This is a genomic window from Sulfitobacter sp. PR48 (assembly GCF_028807335.1).
In the GTDB taxonomy this organism is placed as follows: Bacteria; Pseudomonadota; Alphaproteobacteria; order Rhodobacterales; family Rhodobacteraceae; genus Sulfitobacter.
The window spans coordinates 19916-34090 of record NZ_JARAMM010000022.1 but is presented as its reverse complement, the minus strand read 5'-3'; the positions used below and the strand labels follow the sequence as shown (position 1 = coordinate 34090).

The 14175-nt window shown below is 61.2% G+C and carries 17 protein-coding genes and 1 tRNA gene; 8 read left to right on the top strand and 10 right to left on the bottom strand.

The features are described 5' to 3' along the window. Window positions 1-159: 159 nt before the first annotated feature. Together PVW51_RS21340 and PVW51_RS21335 are read left to right on the top strand one after the other, a co-directional pair. The gene (locus tag PVW51_RS21340) at window positions 160-861 is read left to right on the top strand and encodes a corrinoid protein (RefSeq protein ID WP_114277321.1); all 702 of its coding nucleotides are present in this window, start codon (window positions 160-162) and stop codon (window positions 859-861) included. A 153-nt stretch (window positions 862-1014) separates the two neighbouring features. Then, window positions 1015-1200 carry a hypothetical protein gene (locus PVW51_RS21335; protein WP_274577344.1) on the top strand — a complete coding sequence of 62 codons (186 nt, stop codon included), beginning with the start codon at window positions 1015-1017 and terminating at the stop codon, window positions 1198-1200. A gap of 2 nt (window positions 1201-1202) precedes the next feature. On the opposite strand, the gene PVW51_RS21330 is transcribed toward PVW51_RS21335, so the two are convergent. Beyond that, window positions 1203-1694 carry a hypothetical protein gene (locus tag PVW51_RS21330; protein WP_269361777.1) on the bottom strand — a complete coding sequence of 164 codons (492 nt, stop codon included), beginning with the start codon at window positions 1692-1694 and terminating at the stop codon, window positions 1203-1205. Between the two features lie 104 nt (window positions 1695-1798). On the opposite strand from PVW51_RS21330, the gene PVW51_RS21325 reads away from it, so the two are divergent. Beyond that, window positions 1799-2473: a DUF1638 domain-containing protein gene (locus tag PVW51_RS21325; RefSeq protein ID WP_274577340.1), complete on the top strand. Its 675-nt coding sequence runs from the start codon at window positions 1799-1801 to the stop codon at window positions 2471-2473. Between the two features lie 104 nt (window positions 2474-2577). Here PVW51_RS21325 and PVW51_RS21320 read toward each other — a convergent pair whose 3' ends face one another. Further along, window positions 2578-2988 carry a SufE family protein gene (locus PVW51_RS21320; protein WP_269361772.1) on the bottom strand — a complete coding sequence of 137 codons (411 nt, stop codon included), beginning with the start codon at window positions 2986-2988 and terminating at the stop codon, window positions 2578-2580. A 126-nt stretch (window positions 2989-3114) separates the two neighbouring features. Here PVW51_RS21320 and PVW51_RS21315 point away from each other — a divergent pair, with 126 nt between their 5' ends. Continuing rightward, on the top strand, window positions 3115-3639 hold the full coding sequence (locus PVW51_RS21315; protein ID WP_274577339.1) for a hypothetical protein: 525 nt from the start codon (window positions 3115-3117) through the stop codon (window positions 3637-3639). A 737-nt stretch (window positions 3640-4376) separates the two neighbouring features. Here PVW51_RS21315 and PVW51_RS21310 read toward each other — a convergent pair. Genes PVW51_RS21310 through purM form a run of 4 tightly spaced genes read right to left on the bottom strand, consistent with a single transcriptional unit; the run spans window position 4377 to window position 7642 of the window. After that, entirely contained in the window at window positions 4377-4724 is a 348-nt protein-coding gene (locus PVW51_RS21310) for a RidA family protein (protein WP_114277326.1), read from the bottom strand. 60 nt (window positions 4725-4784) lie between these two features. Continuing rightward, window positions 4785-5942 (bottom strand): ribonuclease D, encoded by a 1158-nt coding sequence (gene rnd / locus PVW51_RS21305; protein ID WP_274577336.1) that lies wholly within the window; start codon window positions 5940-5942, stop codon window positions 4785-4787. Window positions 5943-6002: 60 nt separating this feature from the next. Further along, window positions 6003-6599, bottom strand: a complete 597-nt coding sequence (gene purN / locus PVW51_RS21300) for a phosphoribosylglycinamide formyltransferase (RefSeq protein ID WP_274577335.1) — start codon at window positions 6597-6599, stop codon at window positions 6003-6005. Then, window positions 6596-7642, bottom strand: coding sequence for a phosphoribosylformylglycinamidine cyclo-ligase (gene purM / locus PVW51_RS21295; protein ID WP_274577334.1), 1047 nt, complete (start codon window positions 7640-7642; stop codon window positions 6596-6598). The genes purN and purM overlap by 4 nt, the downstream gene beginning before the upstream one ends. 115 nt (window positions 7643-7757) lie before the next feature. On the opposite strand from purM, the gene PVW51_RS21290 reads away from it, so the two are divergent. The 3 genes from PVW51_RS21290 (at window position 7758) to PVW51_RS21280 (ending at window position 9267) form a co-directional block, all read left to right on the top strand. After that, window positions 7758-7834, top strand: a tRNA-Ile gene (locus tag PVW51_RS21290). 160 nt (window positions 7835-7994) lie between these two features. Further along, on the top strand, window positions 7995-8678 hold the full coding sequence (locus tag PVW51_RS21285) for an acyltransferase (protein ID WP_274577333.1): 684 nt from the start codon (window positions 7995-7997) through the stop codon (window positions 8676-8678). A 196-nt stretch (window positions 8679-8874) separates the two neighbouring features. Further along, complete coding sequence (locus PVW51_RS21280) at window positions 8875-9267, top strand: hypothetical protein (protein ID WP_274577332.1); 393 nt, start codon at window positions 8875-8877, stop codon at window positions 9265-9267. Window positions 9268-9289: 22 nt separating this feature from the next. On the opposite strand, the gene PVW51_RS21275 is transcribed toward PVW51_RS21280, so the two are convergent. From PVW51_RS21275 to PVW51_RS21260, 4 genes are all read right to left on the bottom strand, one after another. Continuing rightward, the gene (locus PVW51_RS21275) at window positions 9290-9745 is read right to left on the bottom strand and encodes a DUF4442 domain-containing protein (protein ID WP_274577330.1); all 456 of its coding nucleotides are present in this window, start codon (window positions 9743-9745) and stop codon (window positions 9290-9292) included. A 257-nt stretch (window positions 9746-10002) separates the two neighbouring features. Further along, window positions 10003-11220, bottom strand: a complete 1218-nt coding sequence (locus PVW51_RS21270; protein ID WP_274577328.1) for a hypothetical protein — start codon at window positions 11218-11220, stop codon at window positions 10003-10005. A 107-nt stretch (window positions 11221-11327) separates the two neighbouring features. Continuing rightward, on the bottom strand, window positions 11328-12539 hold the full coding sequence (locus PVW51_RS21265; RefSeq protein WP_274577327.1) for a hypothetical protein: 1212 nt from the start codon (window positions 12537-12539) through the stop codon (window positions 11328-11330). 163 nt (window positions 12540-12702) lie between these two features. Next, window positions 12703-13599, bottom strand: a complete 897-nt coding sequence (locus PVW51_RS21260) for a hypothetical protein (RefSeq protein WP_269361756.1) — start codon at window positions 13597-13599, stop codon at window positions 12703-12705. Between PVW51_RS21260 and PVW51_RS21255 the strand changes: the two genes are divergently transcribed. Further along, window positions 13586-13939: a hypothetical protein gene (locus tag PVW51_RS21255; RefSeq protein ID WP_274577325.1), complete on the top strand. Its 354-nt coding sequence runs from the start codon at window positions 13586-13588 to the stop codon at window positions 13937-13939. The genes PVW51_RS21260 and PVW51_RS21255 overlap by 14 nt on opposite strands. Window positions 13940-14175 lie beyond the last annotated feature (236 nt).

Below are 14175 nucleotides of genomic sequence, written 5' to 3'. Positions count from 1 at the left end.
CTTGCGCGCCTTGTCTCCCCTGCGCGAAAAAGCGTAGTCTGGACCGGATCGCGTCGCGCTTTACGCGGTCGATGTCGCAATTCGCTCTTCTGACCGGGGGATTTCGTGACATGTAGGCAAAAGCGCACCGCACCTGCACAGACGGCAGAAGGAACCACCATGTCTGACGACGAAGATATCATCCTCTCCGAACTCGATGACGAAGAGCTTGTACAGCAGATGTTCGACGACCTCTATGACGGTCTCAAGGAAGAGATCGAAGAGGGCGTAAACATCCTTCTGGAACGCAAGTGGGAGCCCTATGACATCCTGACCAAGGCATTGGTCGGCGGCATGACCATTGTCGGCGCCGATTTCCGCGACGGGATCCTCTTTGTCCCCGAGGTGCTGCTGGCCGCCAATGCGATGAAGGGCGGCATGGCCATCCTCAAGCCGCTGCTGGCCGAAACCGGCGCGCCGACCATCGGCAAGATGGTGATCGGCACCGTGAAGGGCGACATTCACGACATCGGCAAGAACCTTGTCGGCATGATGATGGAGGGCGCGGGTTTCGAGATTGTCGATCTGGGCATCAACAACCCGGTGGAAAACTATCTTGAGGCGCTGGACCGCGAGGGTGCCGACATCCTTGGCATGTCCGCCCTGCTGACCACCACCATGCCCTATATGAAGGTCGTGATCGACACGATGGTCGAACAGGGCATCCGTGACGATTACATCATTCTGGTCGGCGGCGCGCCGCTGAACGAGGAATTCGGCAAGGCCATCGGCGCAGATGCCTATTGCCGGGATGCCGCAGTGGCGGTGGAAACCGCAAAGACCTGGATGCACCGCAAGCACAACAGGGCCGCCTCCGCCTGAGTGCGCTGCCCGGCTTATTGAATGACAAGGCCCCCGAAGCGGATTCGGGGGCCTTTTTGTATCCGGGGGAGCTGCCCCTTGTCGCGGCTCCTGCCTGCCCGGGTCTTTTATATGGGCTGGCAAGTCTTACCTTGGGATTGAAAGAGAGGTTCCATGCCCTTCAAGCACCTTGCCCTGCTCCTTGCCCTGGTGATTGCCGCCGCTGCGGTCACCATCTGGCTGGCTATGCTTGCCGCCCCGGCCCTCAGCCTGCCACAATCCGCTCTGGCGCTGGTGCCGCTGGCCCTGCTGGTCATTGTGCTGGTCCGGCTGCTGCGCGGCCGGTCCAGAGAGAAATAGGATCAGGCCCTGCCGCGTGTCAGCCAGACCATCACCGCCACCATGACAATGCCGTAAAGGACATGCCCCACCAGAGCGACCCAGGTGATTCCGGTGAAATTGAGGAAAAACGGCAGGCCCGCAATCGCCGTGATCCCGCCGATGGCAAAGACCCAGAGGCCAAAGCCATAGACCGCCGCCGGCACGATCCAGGGCCGACCCTTGCCGATCACCCGGTCCCAGACCGGTTTGAAGATAAACAGCCAGCCCACCGGGTATCCGATCAGCCCCACCAGATAGAAATGCATGAAATAGCCCGCGAAATCGCCATTCGGCAGCCCCAGCGCGCCAAACAGGCTTTTGGCCAGCCCGTGCGGCGACAGATTGGCAAAGCCCAGGCCCGGGCTGACCACCTGCCCCCAGAGATCAAACGCCATCGTCGCGAAACAGCCCGATATGAACATCAGCCCAAGCGTGCCCGTGTTCAATCCCGCCTTGTTCGAGTAAACTGCCATTGGTTCCATCCCTGTCTGAAATGTCGTATCTGACCTAGCCAGTTACGCGCCTTCCGTGGCAGCGTGCAACGACACAGAGACACCCACACGCATTGGTTAGAATTGTGACAGACCGCGCGACACCCCTGCCCGACCTCGACCAGCTGACCGAAACCGGCCTGCGGGCAAAGGGCGCGGGCTCGATCCTGCTGATCGCCTGCGGGGCGCTGGCGCGCGAGATCCTGGCCCTGAAACAGGCCAATGGCTGGACCCATCTGGACCTGACCTGCCTGCCCGCCAAATACCACCTCTACCCCGAAAAGATCACGGCCGCCGTGCGCGAGAGTGTCGCCAGGCACCGCGACCGTTATGACAGCATCTTTGTGGTCTATGCCGATTGCGGCACCGGCGGGTTGTTGCAGGCGGCCTGTGCGGAAATGGGGGTCGAAATGGTTGCAGGGCCCCATTGCTACAGCTTTTTCGAAGGCAACGACGCCTTTGCCGCCAAGGCGGAGGAAGAATTCACCAGCTTTTACCTGACCGACTTTCTGGTCCGTCAGTTCGATGCCTTCATCATGAAACCCATGGGGCTGGACCGTCATCCGGAACTGCGGGACATGTATTTCGGCAATTACGAAAAGCTGGTCTATCAGGCGCAGACCGACGACCCCGAACTGACGGAAAAGGCCCGCGCCTGTGCCGAGGTTCTGGGGCTGGCGTTCGAGCGGCGCTATACCGGCTATGGTGACCTGAAAACGGCGCTGGCCGGTCTTCAGCCCCCGAACACCGGACCGACCTGAGGCGCTGGCCGGGCGGGGCAATCCGGGGCGGGCAAAACGCCAGGAGGACAGCGGCCCTGTCCGGCTCATCCTACATTTGCAGCGCCGCCGCGACGCTGCCGCCCTCACGCCGTCTGCGCGGCAGTCTCTCTGATCCGTTCGATCATCGCGCGCAGCCCGTTGGAACGCTGCGCCGACAGGTGATCGTTCAGACCCAGGCGGCCCATTTCGGCGCGCGCATCAACGGCGACGACTTCGGCCGGGGTCAGCCCGTTGTAAAGCACCCGCAGCACCGCGATCAGGCCGGACACGATCATCGCATCGCTGGCCCCGTCGAAATGCAGCGTGCCATCGTCGAACTGGGCATGCAGCCAGACCTGGCTGGCGCAGCCGTCCACCTTGGTTGCGGGCACGCGCAGGGCTTCCTCCAGCGGATCCATCGCCTTGCCCAGGTCGATGACATGCCGATACCGGTCCTCCCAGTCATCCAGGAATTCGAAATCCTCGACAAGTTCTTCGAATGCGGCGGTGGCCATAGATCGGGGTCCTTTGTAACTGCGCGTGTGGTCAGAGGTAAGCAGCAGCCCGGCAAAGGTCCACCCCCTTCCCAAGGACCGGGGAATAGGCTAGTCAAAGATCAAGAAAACACCCGAGGCGGCACCATGCGCAAGACCCTGACCCTTTTGGCGGTCCTCACACTCACACTTTCGGCCTGTGGGGCGATCCGCGACAGTCGGGTCAACCCGTTCAACTGGTTTGGCAAGTCGCGCTCCGTGGCAACCTCTGTCGCGCCGGAACAGACCAATCCGCTGATCCCGCGACGCGGCGGTTTCCTTTCGCGGGCCGGCAAGGAAGAAGCACCCTATCTGGGCCGTCCCTTTGAACAGATCACCGATCTGACGGTGGAGCCCATTCCCGGCGGCGCGATCATCCGGGCCACCGGGCTGGCCGCGCGGCAGGGCATCTATGCGGTGCAGCTGACACCCCAGAACGAAGAAGAAGAGCCGGTAGACGGCGTTCTGATCTATCGTCTGGAAGGTGTGCGGCCCGACAAGAACACGCCGGTCGGCACCAAACCGACCCGTGAAGTCACCGCGGGGCGCAAACTGACCGATCAGCAGCTGCGCAATGTCCGGGTGATCCGGGTCGAGGGGGCGCTGAACGCCCAGGAAAGCCGCCGCCGCTGACACGATAGTATTTCGGGATATACCTGAATCACTTGTTCGCTCTCCCTTCGGCCCAAAGCGAAAAGTGATATGGGAGGTTTCAAGCCTATCCCGAAACGATGTAGGCACAAGCGCCGCCGCCAGCCTTACGTTTTCTTCAAAGAAAACGGCCCGGAGTTTTCAAAAACTCCGGCGCGCGGCGAGGCACGGTCAGGAAAACGACAGCCGAAAGCGCCGGAACCAGGCACAAGCCCCGCCGCCAGCCTTGCGTTTTCTTCAAAGAAAACGGCCCGGAGTTTTCAAAAACTCCGGCGCGCGGCGAGGCACGGTCAGGAAAACGACAGCCGAAAGCGCCGGAACCAGGCACAAGCCCCGCCGCCAGCCTTGCGTTTTCTTCAAAGAAAACGGACCGGAGTTTTCAAAAACTCCGGCGCGCGGTGCGCCACAATCAGGGAAACGACAGCCGAAAGCGCCGGAACCAGGCACAAGTGCTGCCGCCAGCCTTGCGTTTTCTTCAAAGAAAACGGCCCGGAGTTTTCAAAAACTCCGTCACGCGGCGCGCCACAATCAGGGAAACGACTGCCGAAAGTGCCGGGCCTATAGCGCTTCGGGATATACCTGAATCACTTGTTCGCGGCCCCTCCCTTCGGCCCTGGGCGAAAAGTGATATGGGAGGTTTCAAGCCTATCCCGAAACGCCGTAAAGCCAGTTGAATCGTTATTTTTCAAACGGTTACAGTTCGACGTTGAAGGATCCGCTCAGGCGGCGGCGGTCACGATGATCTCGACCGTGAAATCGGCGCGGGCCAGCTTGGCCTCGCCGCAGGCGCGCGCTGGGGCCTGACCTGTTGGCACCCATGCATCCCAGACGCCGTTCATCTCTTCGAAATCGGCCATGTCGGCCAGCCAGATGACCGCTTGCAGGATACGGGATTTGTCCGATCCGGCCTCGGCCAGCAGCTTGTCGATGCTGTCGAGGCAATCCTGGGTCTGCTGGGCCACGCTGGCACCGGGCGTGCCGACCTGACCGGCAAGGTAGACGGTGCCGTTATGGGTGACGATCTGGCTCATCCGGGCGTTGGTGTGGTGGCGGGTGATTTGCGACATTTTGTGCTCCTGCAAAGGGTTTGGTGTGAAACCTTGACCGCTGTTAGACCTCAGCTGCTGTCAGACCTCAACAACGATTACGTCGTTTCCTTTGGCCGTCAGCGCAATCTCCCCGTCACAGAGGCGCAGGGCGTCATTGCCAAAGACCTCGCGCCGCCAGCCGGAAAGGGCGGGCACATCGCGCAGGCCTGCGGCAATCCCGTCCAGATCCGCGGCGGGGGCGATCAGCTTGGCGGCAACCCCGGCCTGTTCGGTCTTGGCCTTCAGCAGCACGCGCAGCAGGTCGGCCAAGGCGGGGTTCACCTGCAACTTGTCGCGGCTGCGGTCGGGCTGGGGCAGATCCTCGGGCTTGCAGGCGATACCTGCCTTGACCGCCGCCAGGATGCCATCGGCGACATCACCCCGCCGCCCCTCGCGCAGCAACAGGCGCGCGCGGCCCAGCTCTTCGGCGTTGGCGGGCTTGAGGCTGGCCAGTTCGATCAGCGCATCGTCCTTGTAGACCCGGTTGCGCGGCACGTTGCGTGACTGGGCGTAATCCTCGCGGAAGGCCGCAAGTTCGCGCACCACGGCAAGGAACTTGGGCGAGGAGGTGCGGGTCTTGACCCGTTTCCAGGCATCGCGGGGCGCGGTGACATAGGTGCCGGGGTTGGTCAGGATCTCCAGCTCTTCCGCAACCCAGCGGGCACGGCCGCTTTCCTCCAGCCTGTCGCGCAGGAATTCATAGATCTGGCGCAGGAAGGTGACATCGGCCAGCGCGTATTTCTTCTGCGCATCGGTCAGCGGCCTGCGCGACCAGTCGGTAAAGCGCGAGGTCTTGTCCACCCCGGCATGGCAGATCTTGCGCACCAGCGTTTCATAACCCACCTGTTCGCCAAAGCCGCAGACCATCGCGGCAACCTGGGTGTCGAACAGCGGTTCGGGAAAGACCTGCGCATCGACAAAGAAGATTTCGAGATCCTGCCGCGCGGCATGGAACACCTTTACCACCGAGGTGTCGCGGAAAAGATCATAGAGCGGATCAAGTTCGATGCCATCGGCCAGCGGATCCACCAGCACCGCCTTGCTGTCATCTGTCCCCGGCATTGCCAGCTGCACAAGGCAGAGTTTGGAATAATAGGTGCGTTCGCGCAGAAATTCCGTATCTACAGTAACATAGGGATGATTGGCGGCCTCGGTGCAAAAGGCGGCCAGGTCGGCGGTGGTGGTGATCGTTTTCATGAATTCACTTCGTGACTGCTGGTTTGATCACAGCTACAGCATGTCCGGCATCATTGCCAGTCACCCCTTGAGGGTGACCGGGCTGCGGTCTCCGGCGGCAAAACGGCGCAGGACGGCGGGATAAAGCCTGTGTTCGAGGGTCAGCACCCGTGCGGCCAAAGTCTCGGGCGTGTCATCCGGGGCCACGTCAAGGCGGGCCTGCCCCAGGATCGGCCCGTCATCCAACGCAGCGGTGACTTCGTGTACCGTGCAGCCGTGCTGCGCATCGCCCGCTTCCAGCGCGCGGGCATGGGTGTGCAGGCCCTTGTACTTGGGCAGCAGCGAGGGGTGGATATTGATCATCCGCCCGGCCCAGGCATCGGTGAACCCTGCCGTCAGCTTGCGCATGAAACCGGCAAGGCAGATGATATCGGGCGCATGGGCGGCCAGTGCCGCGGTCATCGCCGCCTCAAAGGCGGCGCGGTCCGCACCGAAGGGCCGGTGATCGACCACCACCGTCGCAATCCCCTGCCCCTGCGCCCAGGAAATGCACCCGGCATCAGCGTTGTTGGACAATACCACGGCGGGGCGCGCGGGGTGGTCGCCCGTCATGTCCGCCACCAGGGCGCGCATGTTGGAGCCGCCGCCGGAGGCAAAGATCGCAACGCCTTTGGTCAAAGCAGGCTGCCCTTGTAGGTCACGCCGCTGCCTTGGGTGATGCGGCCGATTTCAATCGCGGCGTGGCCGTCGGTGGCAAAGGCGGCCCGGGCGGCCTCGACCTGATCCGGGGAGACCACGGCGATCATGCCGATGCCCGAATTGAAGGTCTTGAGCAGTTCGGCCTCGGCCATGCCACCCTCGGCTGCCAGCCATTTGAAGACCGGGGGCAGGTCCCATGCGCCCAGATCAATCTCGGCCCCCAGGGTGTCGGGCAGGACGCGGGGCAGGTTCTCGGTCAGGCCACCGCCGGTGATATGGGCCAGCGCCTGAACGCTGTCGGCCCGCAGTGCCGCCACGGCACCTTTGACATAAAGCCGTGTCGGCGTCAGCAGCGCCTCGCCCAGCGTGCCCTCGGCCCAGGGGCAGGAATCATCCCAGCCCAGCCCGCTGAGCTCGACGATTCTGCGCACCAGGGAATAGCCGTTGGAATGGACCCCGTCGCTGGGCAGGCCAAGCAGCACATCGCCCTCACTGACCGCGCGGGGCAATTCGGTGCCCCGCTCCATCGCGCCCACGGCAAAGCCCGCGAGGTCGAAATCGCCCGCGTGGTACATGCCGGGCATCTCTGCCGTCTCGCCCCCGATCAGCGCAGAGCCCGAGGCGGCACAGCCCGCGGCAATGCCTTCGATGATGCGCGTGGCCTGATCGAGCTCCAGCTTGCCGGTGGCGAAATAATCCAGGAAAAACAGCGGCTCGGCCCCCTGACAGACCAGATCGTTGACGCACATGGCAACAAGGTCGATGCCGATGCTGTCCACATTGCCGGTGTCGATGGCGATGCGCAGCTTGGTGCCCACGCCGTCTGTGGCGGCGACCAGCACCGGGTCGGTGAACCCCGCCCCCTTGAGATCGAACAGCGCGCCGAAGCCGCCCAGCCCCGACATGACGCCGGGCCGTGCGGTGCGTTTCGCCGCCGGTTTGATCCGTTCGACCAGCGTATTGCCGGCGTCGATGTCCACGCCCGCATCGGCGTAGGTGATCCCGTTTCTTGGTGATGACATGGCATGGCCCCCGGCGCAGTGATCCCGTTCGCGCCGGGGTTAGTGCATCGACGCCTTTTGCGCAACGGTAAGCCTTGACGAAAGCGCGCCCCGCGCATACCCAAGCGCCCATGGCGGGCCTGTAGCTCAATTGGTTAGAGCAGAGCGCTCATAACGCTTTGGTTGCGGGTTCAAGTCCTGCCGGGCCTACCATTATGCCGCCAATTGCCCTTTTTGTAGCGAATTATGTACCGCGAGAAGGATGCCGAGACAGCACCGCTGCGGTAGGCGTGGTTAGTCTTTGAAGGACTGCGTTGATCAAGCCCGCTTCTTTCTATACGCACCGTTCATATTTTAACCTTAGGGCGAGAAAATGATTGAAACGTATGATGTTCGCGACTTCCTGGGAAAGGGAAAGGACCAGTTTCACATTGAAGGCGAGGTTCGCTGCTCCAGGGCCGCAAAGAGCAAGATCAACATCACCCCGATGGGTGCAGCGCCGTCCAAAAGAAGTTTCCAGTTGGAGATTTCCGACGTGAGTTTCGTTGGCGCGGTCCTATTTGGTGTTGGTCCGGGGAAGCACAGATGCGCAATTGAAACCGCTGGTAAATTAAAAGCGGTAATAAATTTTTGGCGGAACTCTGCTCTGTGGATAGGTGAACGAACCACCATCAATAATGCCCGGATATTTCTGGATAATGCGGATCTGAAAATTGGCAAGGACAACCTTTGGTCGGACGAAATTATCGTCCAGACAAGCGACCAGCACGGCATTCATGACCTCGATAGCGGCTCTATTTTGCGCACGGGTCGAAATGGAATGACTTTCGAGGAACATGTGTGGATTGGCAGGCGTGCTCTGATCATGCCGGATGTTCGGATAGGACATGGCAGCATTGTGGGTGCGGGCAGCACTGTGACGCGCGATATCGACAGTTTCTGCATTGCCGCAGGCAGCCCGGCCCGCGTCGTCAGAAGCAATACGACATGGAGCAGAAGTCCGAACGGCTTCTCGGAATACGAGAAGGGCTGGGTGGCGGAAAACAAACCGCGTTAGTGATCGCGACGACCTCGCGTCCTGCCGGGCCTACCACACCTGCCTTTTTCATTCCTGCCTTTTTCAGCTTAACGGATCGGGCGCATCCCGCAGCGCCGCCGATAAGGCGTTTTGCCCGGAACCGCGGCGACAGGTCAAAATTGTGCCACGTTCCGCTGTTATTGCCCGCCGGGTAACGATTAGCAGACGGTTTTTGATGAAATTCGGACTTGTCGCAGGTTTTTGTGGGCTTGGCATTCTGGTTGCAATGGCAATCAGCAGTCTCGGCTTGTTCGCATCCGGGTCCGGCGATTTCATTTTCCCCGCCTCGGACGGCAAAGGCGCGTTGAGCTATCGCTGCGCTGACACGGCAACCACCCGGATATCGCAGGAAAACGCCCGTGCCGCCCATGCGCTCTTTGAGCCTGCTCTGCGGGAGACCGCCCGCATCCAGGCCAAGGCCCTGGTTGTTGCCATGACGTCAAACAGCGTTTCCGCAGAAGTCATTACCGAGTTGCAGGCCCTCATCGCCGAAGCCGACGCGCGGCGGAAAAAGCTACACCGAGAGATACAACAAAAATTCGGCTGCGTTTACCGGGGCAGTACCTGAAGGTTTTCAGGCTCTGGTGCCGTTAAACCGACCGCGCCGCGCTCACATGCCAGTTCACGGTCATCTCCGCCACGCTGTCACCGCTCTCATCGCGAATATCCACCGTCACGTCAAAGGCTGCCTTGCCCTCCGACTTGATCCGTTCCAGCAGCTCTGCACCGGGGGCGGAGGTCTTTGCATGGGCGGTCAGCGTGCCATGCGCGACTTTGGCAAAGGCGATCTGTGCGGTGGCGGCGACCGGGCGCATATCCAGAATCACCGGTGCCAGCGCCCCGGCCATGGCGGCGCCCGAGGCGGCCTCGCCCAGGGTGAACATCGCCCCTGCGTGCATCGACTTGATGTGGTTCGACACCTCGTTGCGCTGGTCAAGCCGCGCGCTGGCCGTGCCGTCACCGAGTTCGATCAAGGCGACACCGGTGTGGGTGGCGAAAGGCACGGCGGTATCGAGATGTGATTTGATCATGTCATAGGGGGTCATGGCGGGCTCCGTTCCGTTTGACGTCAGACTGGCCTGCACCGCGCGCCGGATCAACTGTTCCGCCGGGTCAGCCAGATCACCGCGCAATCACAATACCGGAAGCCCAAGCGCTCCGCGACCCCCACGTCACGGGGCCATGGGGTTGGTCAACGTGCCCGTGCGGGTTCCCCCTGATGGCATGACAGCGGTGCCCCTGCCCCCGCGCCATCTGCGGCGCGGGGTGTCGTCTCGCATGCTGACCCGTTGCATAAGCGCGGTCAGTGGCCCTCCAGTGCCTCGATGCGACGCGCCAGGGAGGCGATCAGGGCTTCCTGCGCGCGGGCTTCGCGTTGCTGGCGGGCAATCGTGCTGTCCTGCTCTGCCGCGCGTTCCTCCTGCGCGAGGGTGTAGAGCGTCAGCTCCTCCACCTTCTTCAGCAGGGTCATCTGCATGGCGGTCATATCGACGCCATTGGCCCTGATCTCGGCCTCTGACGGCACCTCCGGCAGGTGGCTGTTGGCTTCGATGAAGGCGCGGACCTCGGCAAGCGGGCGCAGGGCGTAATCCTCGGCAAAGACATAGTCCGGCACGTTCATGTCGGTGTTGTTGACCACCAGGGTGCCGGTCACCACCACCTCGTCCGGGCGGCCATTGCGGCCCAGGCGCAGCAGGTTGTTGTCGGCAAGATTGTCGATCTTGAGCGGTGTGTTACCCCCCGCGATGCCGATGTTCAGCCGACCGGAATCTTCCTGATTGCGGAACTCCCAGGTGGTCGGGATCTGTCCGTCCTGGCGCAGCAGGAAGGCCGCGTCGGCCCGCTCTCCCCGGGCGTCGAACAGGGCAAAGGCGTCGACGCCATCCGTATTGCTGACGATGTGCAGCTTTTCCTCTGGCGTGTTGGTGCCCAGCCCGACAAAGCCCGCATCGTCGACATATATTGACGCCGGAGGGGCACCGGTCTCCAACCCCAGCAGCGAAGAGCCGTTGGTGATGTCGGTTATCGCGAAGATCGACGGAAAGCCCTGCATCAGCCACGACTGAGGTGCCGGGGTGGTACTCTCCAGCCGGATGATAGAGGAGCCGGCGCCGACGATATGAAGCTGGTTCTGGGGCAACGTGGTGCCGATGCCGACATCTCCGTCGTCCTGGATATAAAGCGCATTGTTCGGCGCGCCAGCTTCGATCTGGAAGGGCGTGGTGAAGGTGTCGAGGCTGCGGAAATACAGCCGTTCGGGGAAATCGCCGCCGACTTCGATGATCCAGTCGGCCGTCGGAAAGCCGTTGACCGAAGTATCCTCGAACAGCAACGAGGGCTTGGTGTCCTTCATGATCAGGCTGTGAAGGGCGTATTGCTCTGTTCCGTTGCAGGCAACACCGACGCAAAGCCGGCCGTCGATATATTGATCGCCGGTTGCCAATTCGGTCTGCGCGCCTGCAGGCAGGGCCAGCAGGCAGAGAGCCATGACAGTGGCAGGCAGTTTGGTGTTGAAAATCATTTCTGAAAACTCCGATGGGCCTCCGCACGGGCCGGAGGAATTTGCACAACTTCCTTTTATATTGCCAAGGGCGGTGGGCGGCGCGCAGGCCGCCCCGCCGCATGGGGTCACTTTACGGCTTCGAGCCTGTCGAGCCGCTGTGTCAGTGCCGCCAGCGCATCGCGGTAAGCGGAGATTTCGGCCTCCTGCGCGGTGATGCGGTCTTCCTGCGCGAGGGTGTAAAGCGTCAGTTCCTCGATCTTCTTGAGCTGGGCGAACTGCATTTTGGTCATGTCGACACCGTCCGCCCTGATCTGTGCTTCGGAGGGGACATCCGGCAGGTGGCTGTTGGCCGCGATAAAGGCGCGGACCTCTGCCAGGGGACGCAGATCGTAATCCTCGGCAAAGACATAATCCGGTACGTTCATCTGGGTATTGTTCACCACCAGCTTGCCAGTCACGATCACCTCATCCGGTTTGCCGTTGCGGCCCAGTTTGAGCAGGTTGTTATTGGCGGCATTGTCGATCTTGAACGGGGTGTTGCCGCCCGCGATGCCGACATTCAACCGGCCGGAATCCTCCTGATTGCGAAATTCCCAGGTCGTGGGGGTCACCCCGTTCTGCTTGAGGCGGAAGGCCGCGTCAGAGCCGCTGCCCGTCGCTTCGAACAAGGCGAAAGCGTCGCTGTTCGCTGCGTTGCTCCGGATGTGGAGAAGCTCGTCCGGGTCGCGGGTGCCGATCCCGACGGAACCGTCGGATTCGACAAAGAGCGCGCCCTCAGGCGCGTCGGCGCGCACCTCGAAAGGAATATGGAAGGTCTCCAGGTCGAAAAGGTAGAAACCATGTTTGTTCGCGCGCAGATCCCAAGCGTATGAGGCCCCACTGGTTTGTTCGAACCGGATCCCGGGTTCGTAGAAGTCGGTGATATGGACTTCCTGCAACGGTATGGCCGTCCCCAGCCCCAGTCTGCCGCTGGATGTCACCCGGAGCGCGTTGGAAGGGGCGTTGGCATCGACGCGGAAGGGGACCGTGCCATTGGTCGCGTCCACGACGGAGAAATAATCTTCGCCACCGTTGTAGCTATCGTTGATCGAGATTCTCCAGTCGTTGTCTGGCAGACCTGCGACGGTTGAATCGTCCACGAAATGCAGGCGCACATTGTTGCCCTTCAGCCGCAATTCGTCCCCGGCGGCGGTTTCATTGTCATCGCAGCCGGGACCGACGCAAAGGAAATTCCTGATCGTTGGATCGTGGGTCGCCAGCACGTCGGCATTGGCAGCCACGGGCCCCAGCAGGTTCAGCGCAGCGGAAAAGAAGATGGAGGATTTGAAGGTTTTCAAGATAATGCTCCCGGCAATAATCGGGGACCCAAAAATAAGACGTCTGAAACGTTGCAATAAAAATATCCGCCGTCCCCGGTGACGGATGCCGGCAAAGTATTGTGAAGCCCAGTGCCCTGTCAAACCTGCCCTTGTCCGGCGCGTCTGACAGGGCGGGCCCGGTTCAGTGGTCGGCGATCAATGTCGCGACCATGCCTTCCAATTGCGCGATGCGGTCGCGCTGTTCGGCGTTTGCCTTGCCCAGGTCGATGACATGCAGGGTCAGTTCCTCGATCTTTTCAAGCTGGGCCAGCTGCATCTGCGTCATGTCGAGCCCGGTTTCGGCCACCACCGCGGCGGAAGGCACGCCCGGCAGGTGGCCGTTGTCGGCGATAAAGGCGTCAATCTCGGCCAGGGTGGGCAGCTCATACCCCGGCTCAAAAACGTAATCCGGCACATTCATCTCGGTGTTGTTCACCACCAGCTTGCCGGTCACCACCACCTCGTCCGGGCGGTTGTTGCGGCCCAGTTTCAGCAGGTTGTTGTTGGCGAGATTGTCAATCTTCAGTGGCGTGTTGCCGTCCACGATGCCGATATTCAGACGCCCTGAGTCCTGCTGGTTGCGGAACTCCCATGTGGTGGGGACAACACCGTTCTGGCGCAGGCGGAACGAGGAATCCGAGCCCGCCCCATTGGCATCGAAAAGCGCAAAGGCATCTGTATCGACGGCATCGGTGCGGATGTGCAGCAATTCTTCAGGCGTCGTCGTGCCAAGGCCGATCTGACCCGTTGCATCAACTGTAAAACTGCCTGTGGGCGCACCGTTGGAAATCAGGAACGGCTGCACTGTAAATGAATCGTAGCTGATCGCAAAGGAATCCGGCGTGGCGGCCATCTCCCAGCTTTGCGGCGTGACCCCCTGAACGTCGAGTTTGACAGTGACAGCATCGGTTTCGGTGATGTGCAGATCGGCCTGCGGGATCGCGGTGCCCAGCCCCAGATCGCCCGTTGCCCCCAGCCGGAAAGCATTCTCCGGCGCCCCGGCCATGACACGGAAAGGCGTGGTATTGCTATTCGACACATCCACGATGCCGAAATATTCTTCCCCGCCACTCGAGTTGTTTTCGTCATTGGCCTTGAGACGCCAGTCGTTATTGGGAAGGCTGGAAGTGCTCGATCTGTCATCAAACAGAATGCTGATCGTCGGCGCTTCGAACCTGATCTCATCCCCGGTGAAGGTTTCCGACGACGAACAATTTGAGCCTATGCAAACCATCGAAGCGATGGATGGATTTGTGAGACTGAGATATTCAGCGCTGCCCGCGGCAGGAAACAAAAAAGCGGTCGAGGCGGCGGCTGCAACAGCATGGAGAGATTTGGCGTATTTATTGGTGCGAATAGACAAGTCGAAAAACTCCTGAAAATGGGGGGAAACCCCGAAAATTGCGATGGGTCGGAGCTTAGACCGCGCAATCTTCGAAATGCAACAAAATGGACATTTTCAAGGCAAATCACACGCTTGACGTGAATCGCTCGCCCAAATAGAGCGTCCGACCCATAGCGCTTCGGGACATACCTGAATCACTTGTACGCTGCCCCTCCCTTTCGCCCCAGGCGAAAAGTGATGTGGGATGTTTCAGGCCTATCCCGAAACGAT

Coding starts and splice junctions, on each gene's coding strand:
- PVW51_RS21310 (WP_114277326.1), bottom strand. CDS start 4,724: ATGTCGCAAATCACCCGCCACCACACCAACGCCCGGATGAGCCAGATC.
- PVW51_RS21320 (WP_269361772.1), bottom strand. CDS start 2,988: ATGGCCACCGCCGCATTCGAAGAACTTGTCGAGGATTTCGAATTCCTG.
- PVW51_RS21275 (WP_274577330.1), bottom strand. CDS start 9,745: ATGACCCCCTATGACATGATCAAATCACATCTCGATACCGCCGTGCCT.
- rnd (WP_274577336.1), bottom strand. CDS start 5,942: ATGAAAACGATCACCACCACCGCCGACCTGGCCGCCTTTTGCACCGAG.
- purM (WP_274577334.1), bottom strand. CDS start 7,642: ATGTCATCACCAAGAAACGGGATCACCTACGCCGATGCGGGCGTGGAC.
- PVW51_RS21270 (WP_274577328.1), bottom strand. CDS start 11,220: ATGATTTTCAACACCAAACTGCCTGCCACTGTCATGGCTCTCTGCCTG.
- PVW51_RS21335 (WP_274577344.1), top strand. CDS start 1,015: ATGCCCTTCAAGCACCTTGCCCTGCTCCTTGCCCTGGTGATTGCCGCC.
- PVW51_RS21315 (WP_274577339.1), top strand. CDS start 3,115: ATGCGCAAGACCCTGACCCTTTTGGCGGTCCTCACACTCACACTTTCG.
- PVW51_RS21280 (WP_274577332.1), top strand. CDS start 8,875: ATGAAATTCGGACTTGTCGCAGGTTTTTGTGGGCTTGGCATTCTGGTT.
- PVW51_RS21330 (WP_269361777.1), bottom strand. CDS start 1,694: ATGGCAGTTTACTCGAACAAGGCGGGATTGAACACGGGCACGCTTGGG.
- PVW51_RS21285 (WP_274577333.1), top strand. CDS start 7,995: ATGATTGAAACGTATGATGTTCGCGACTTCCTGGGAAAGGGAAAGGAC.
- PVW51_RS21340 (WP_114277321.1), top strand. CDS start 160: ATGTCTGACGACGAAGATATCATCCTCTCCGAACTCGATGACGAAGAG.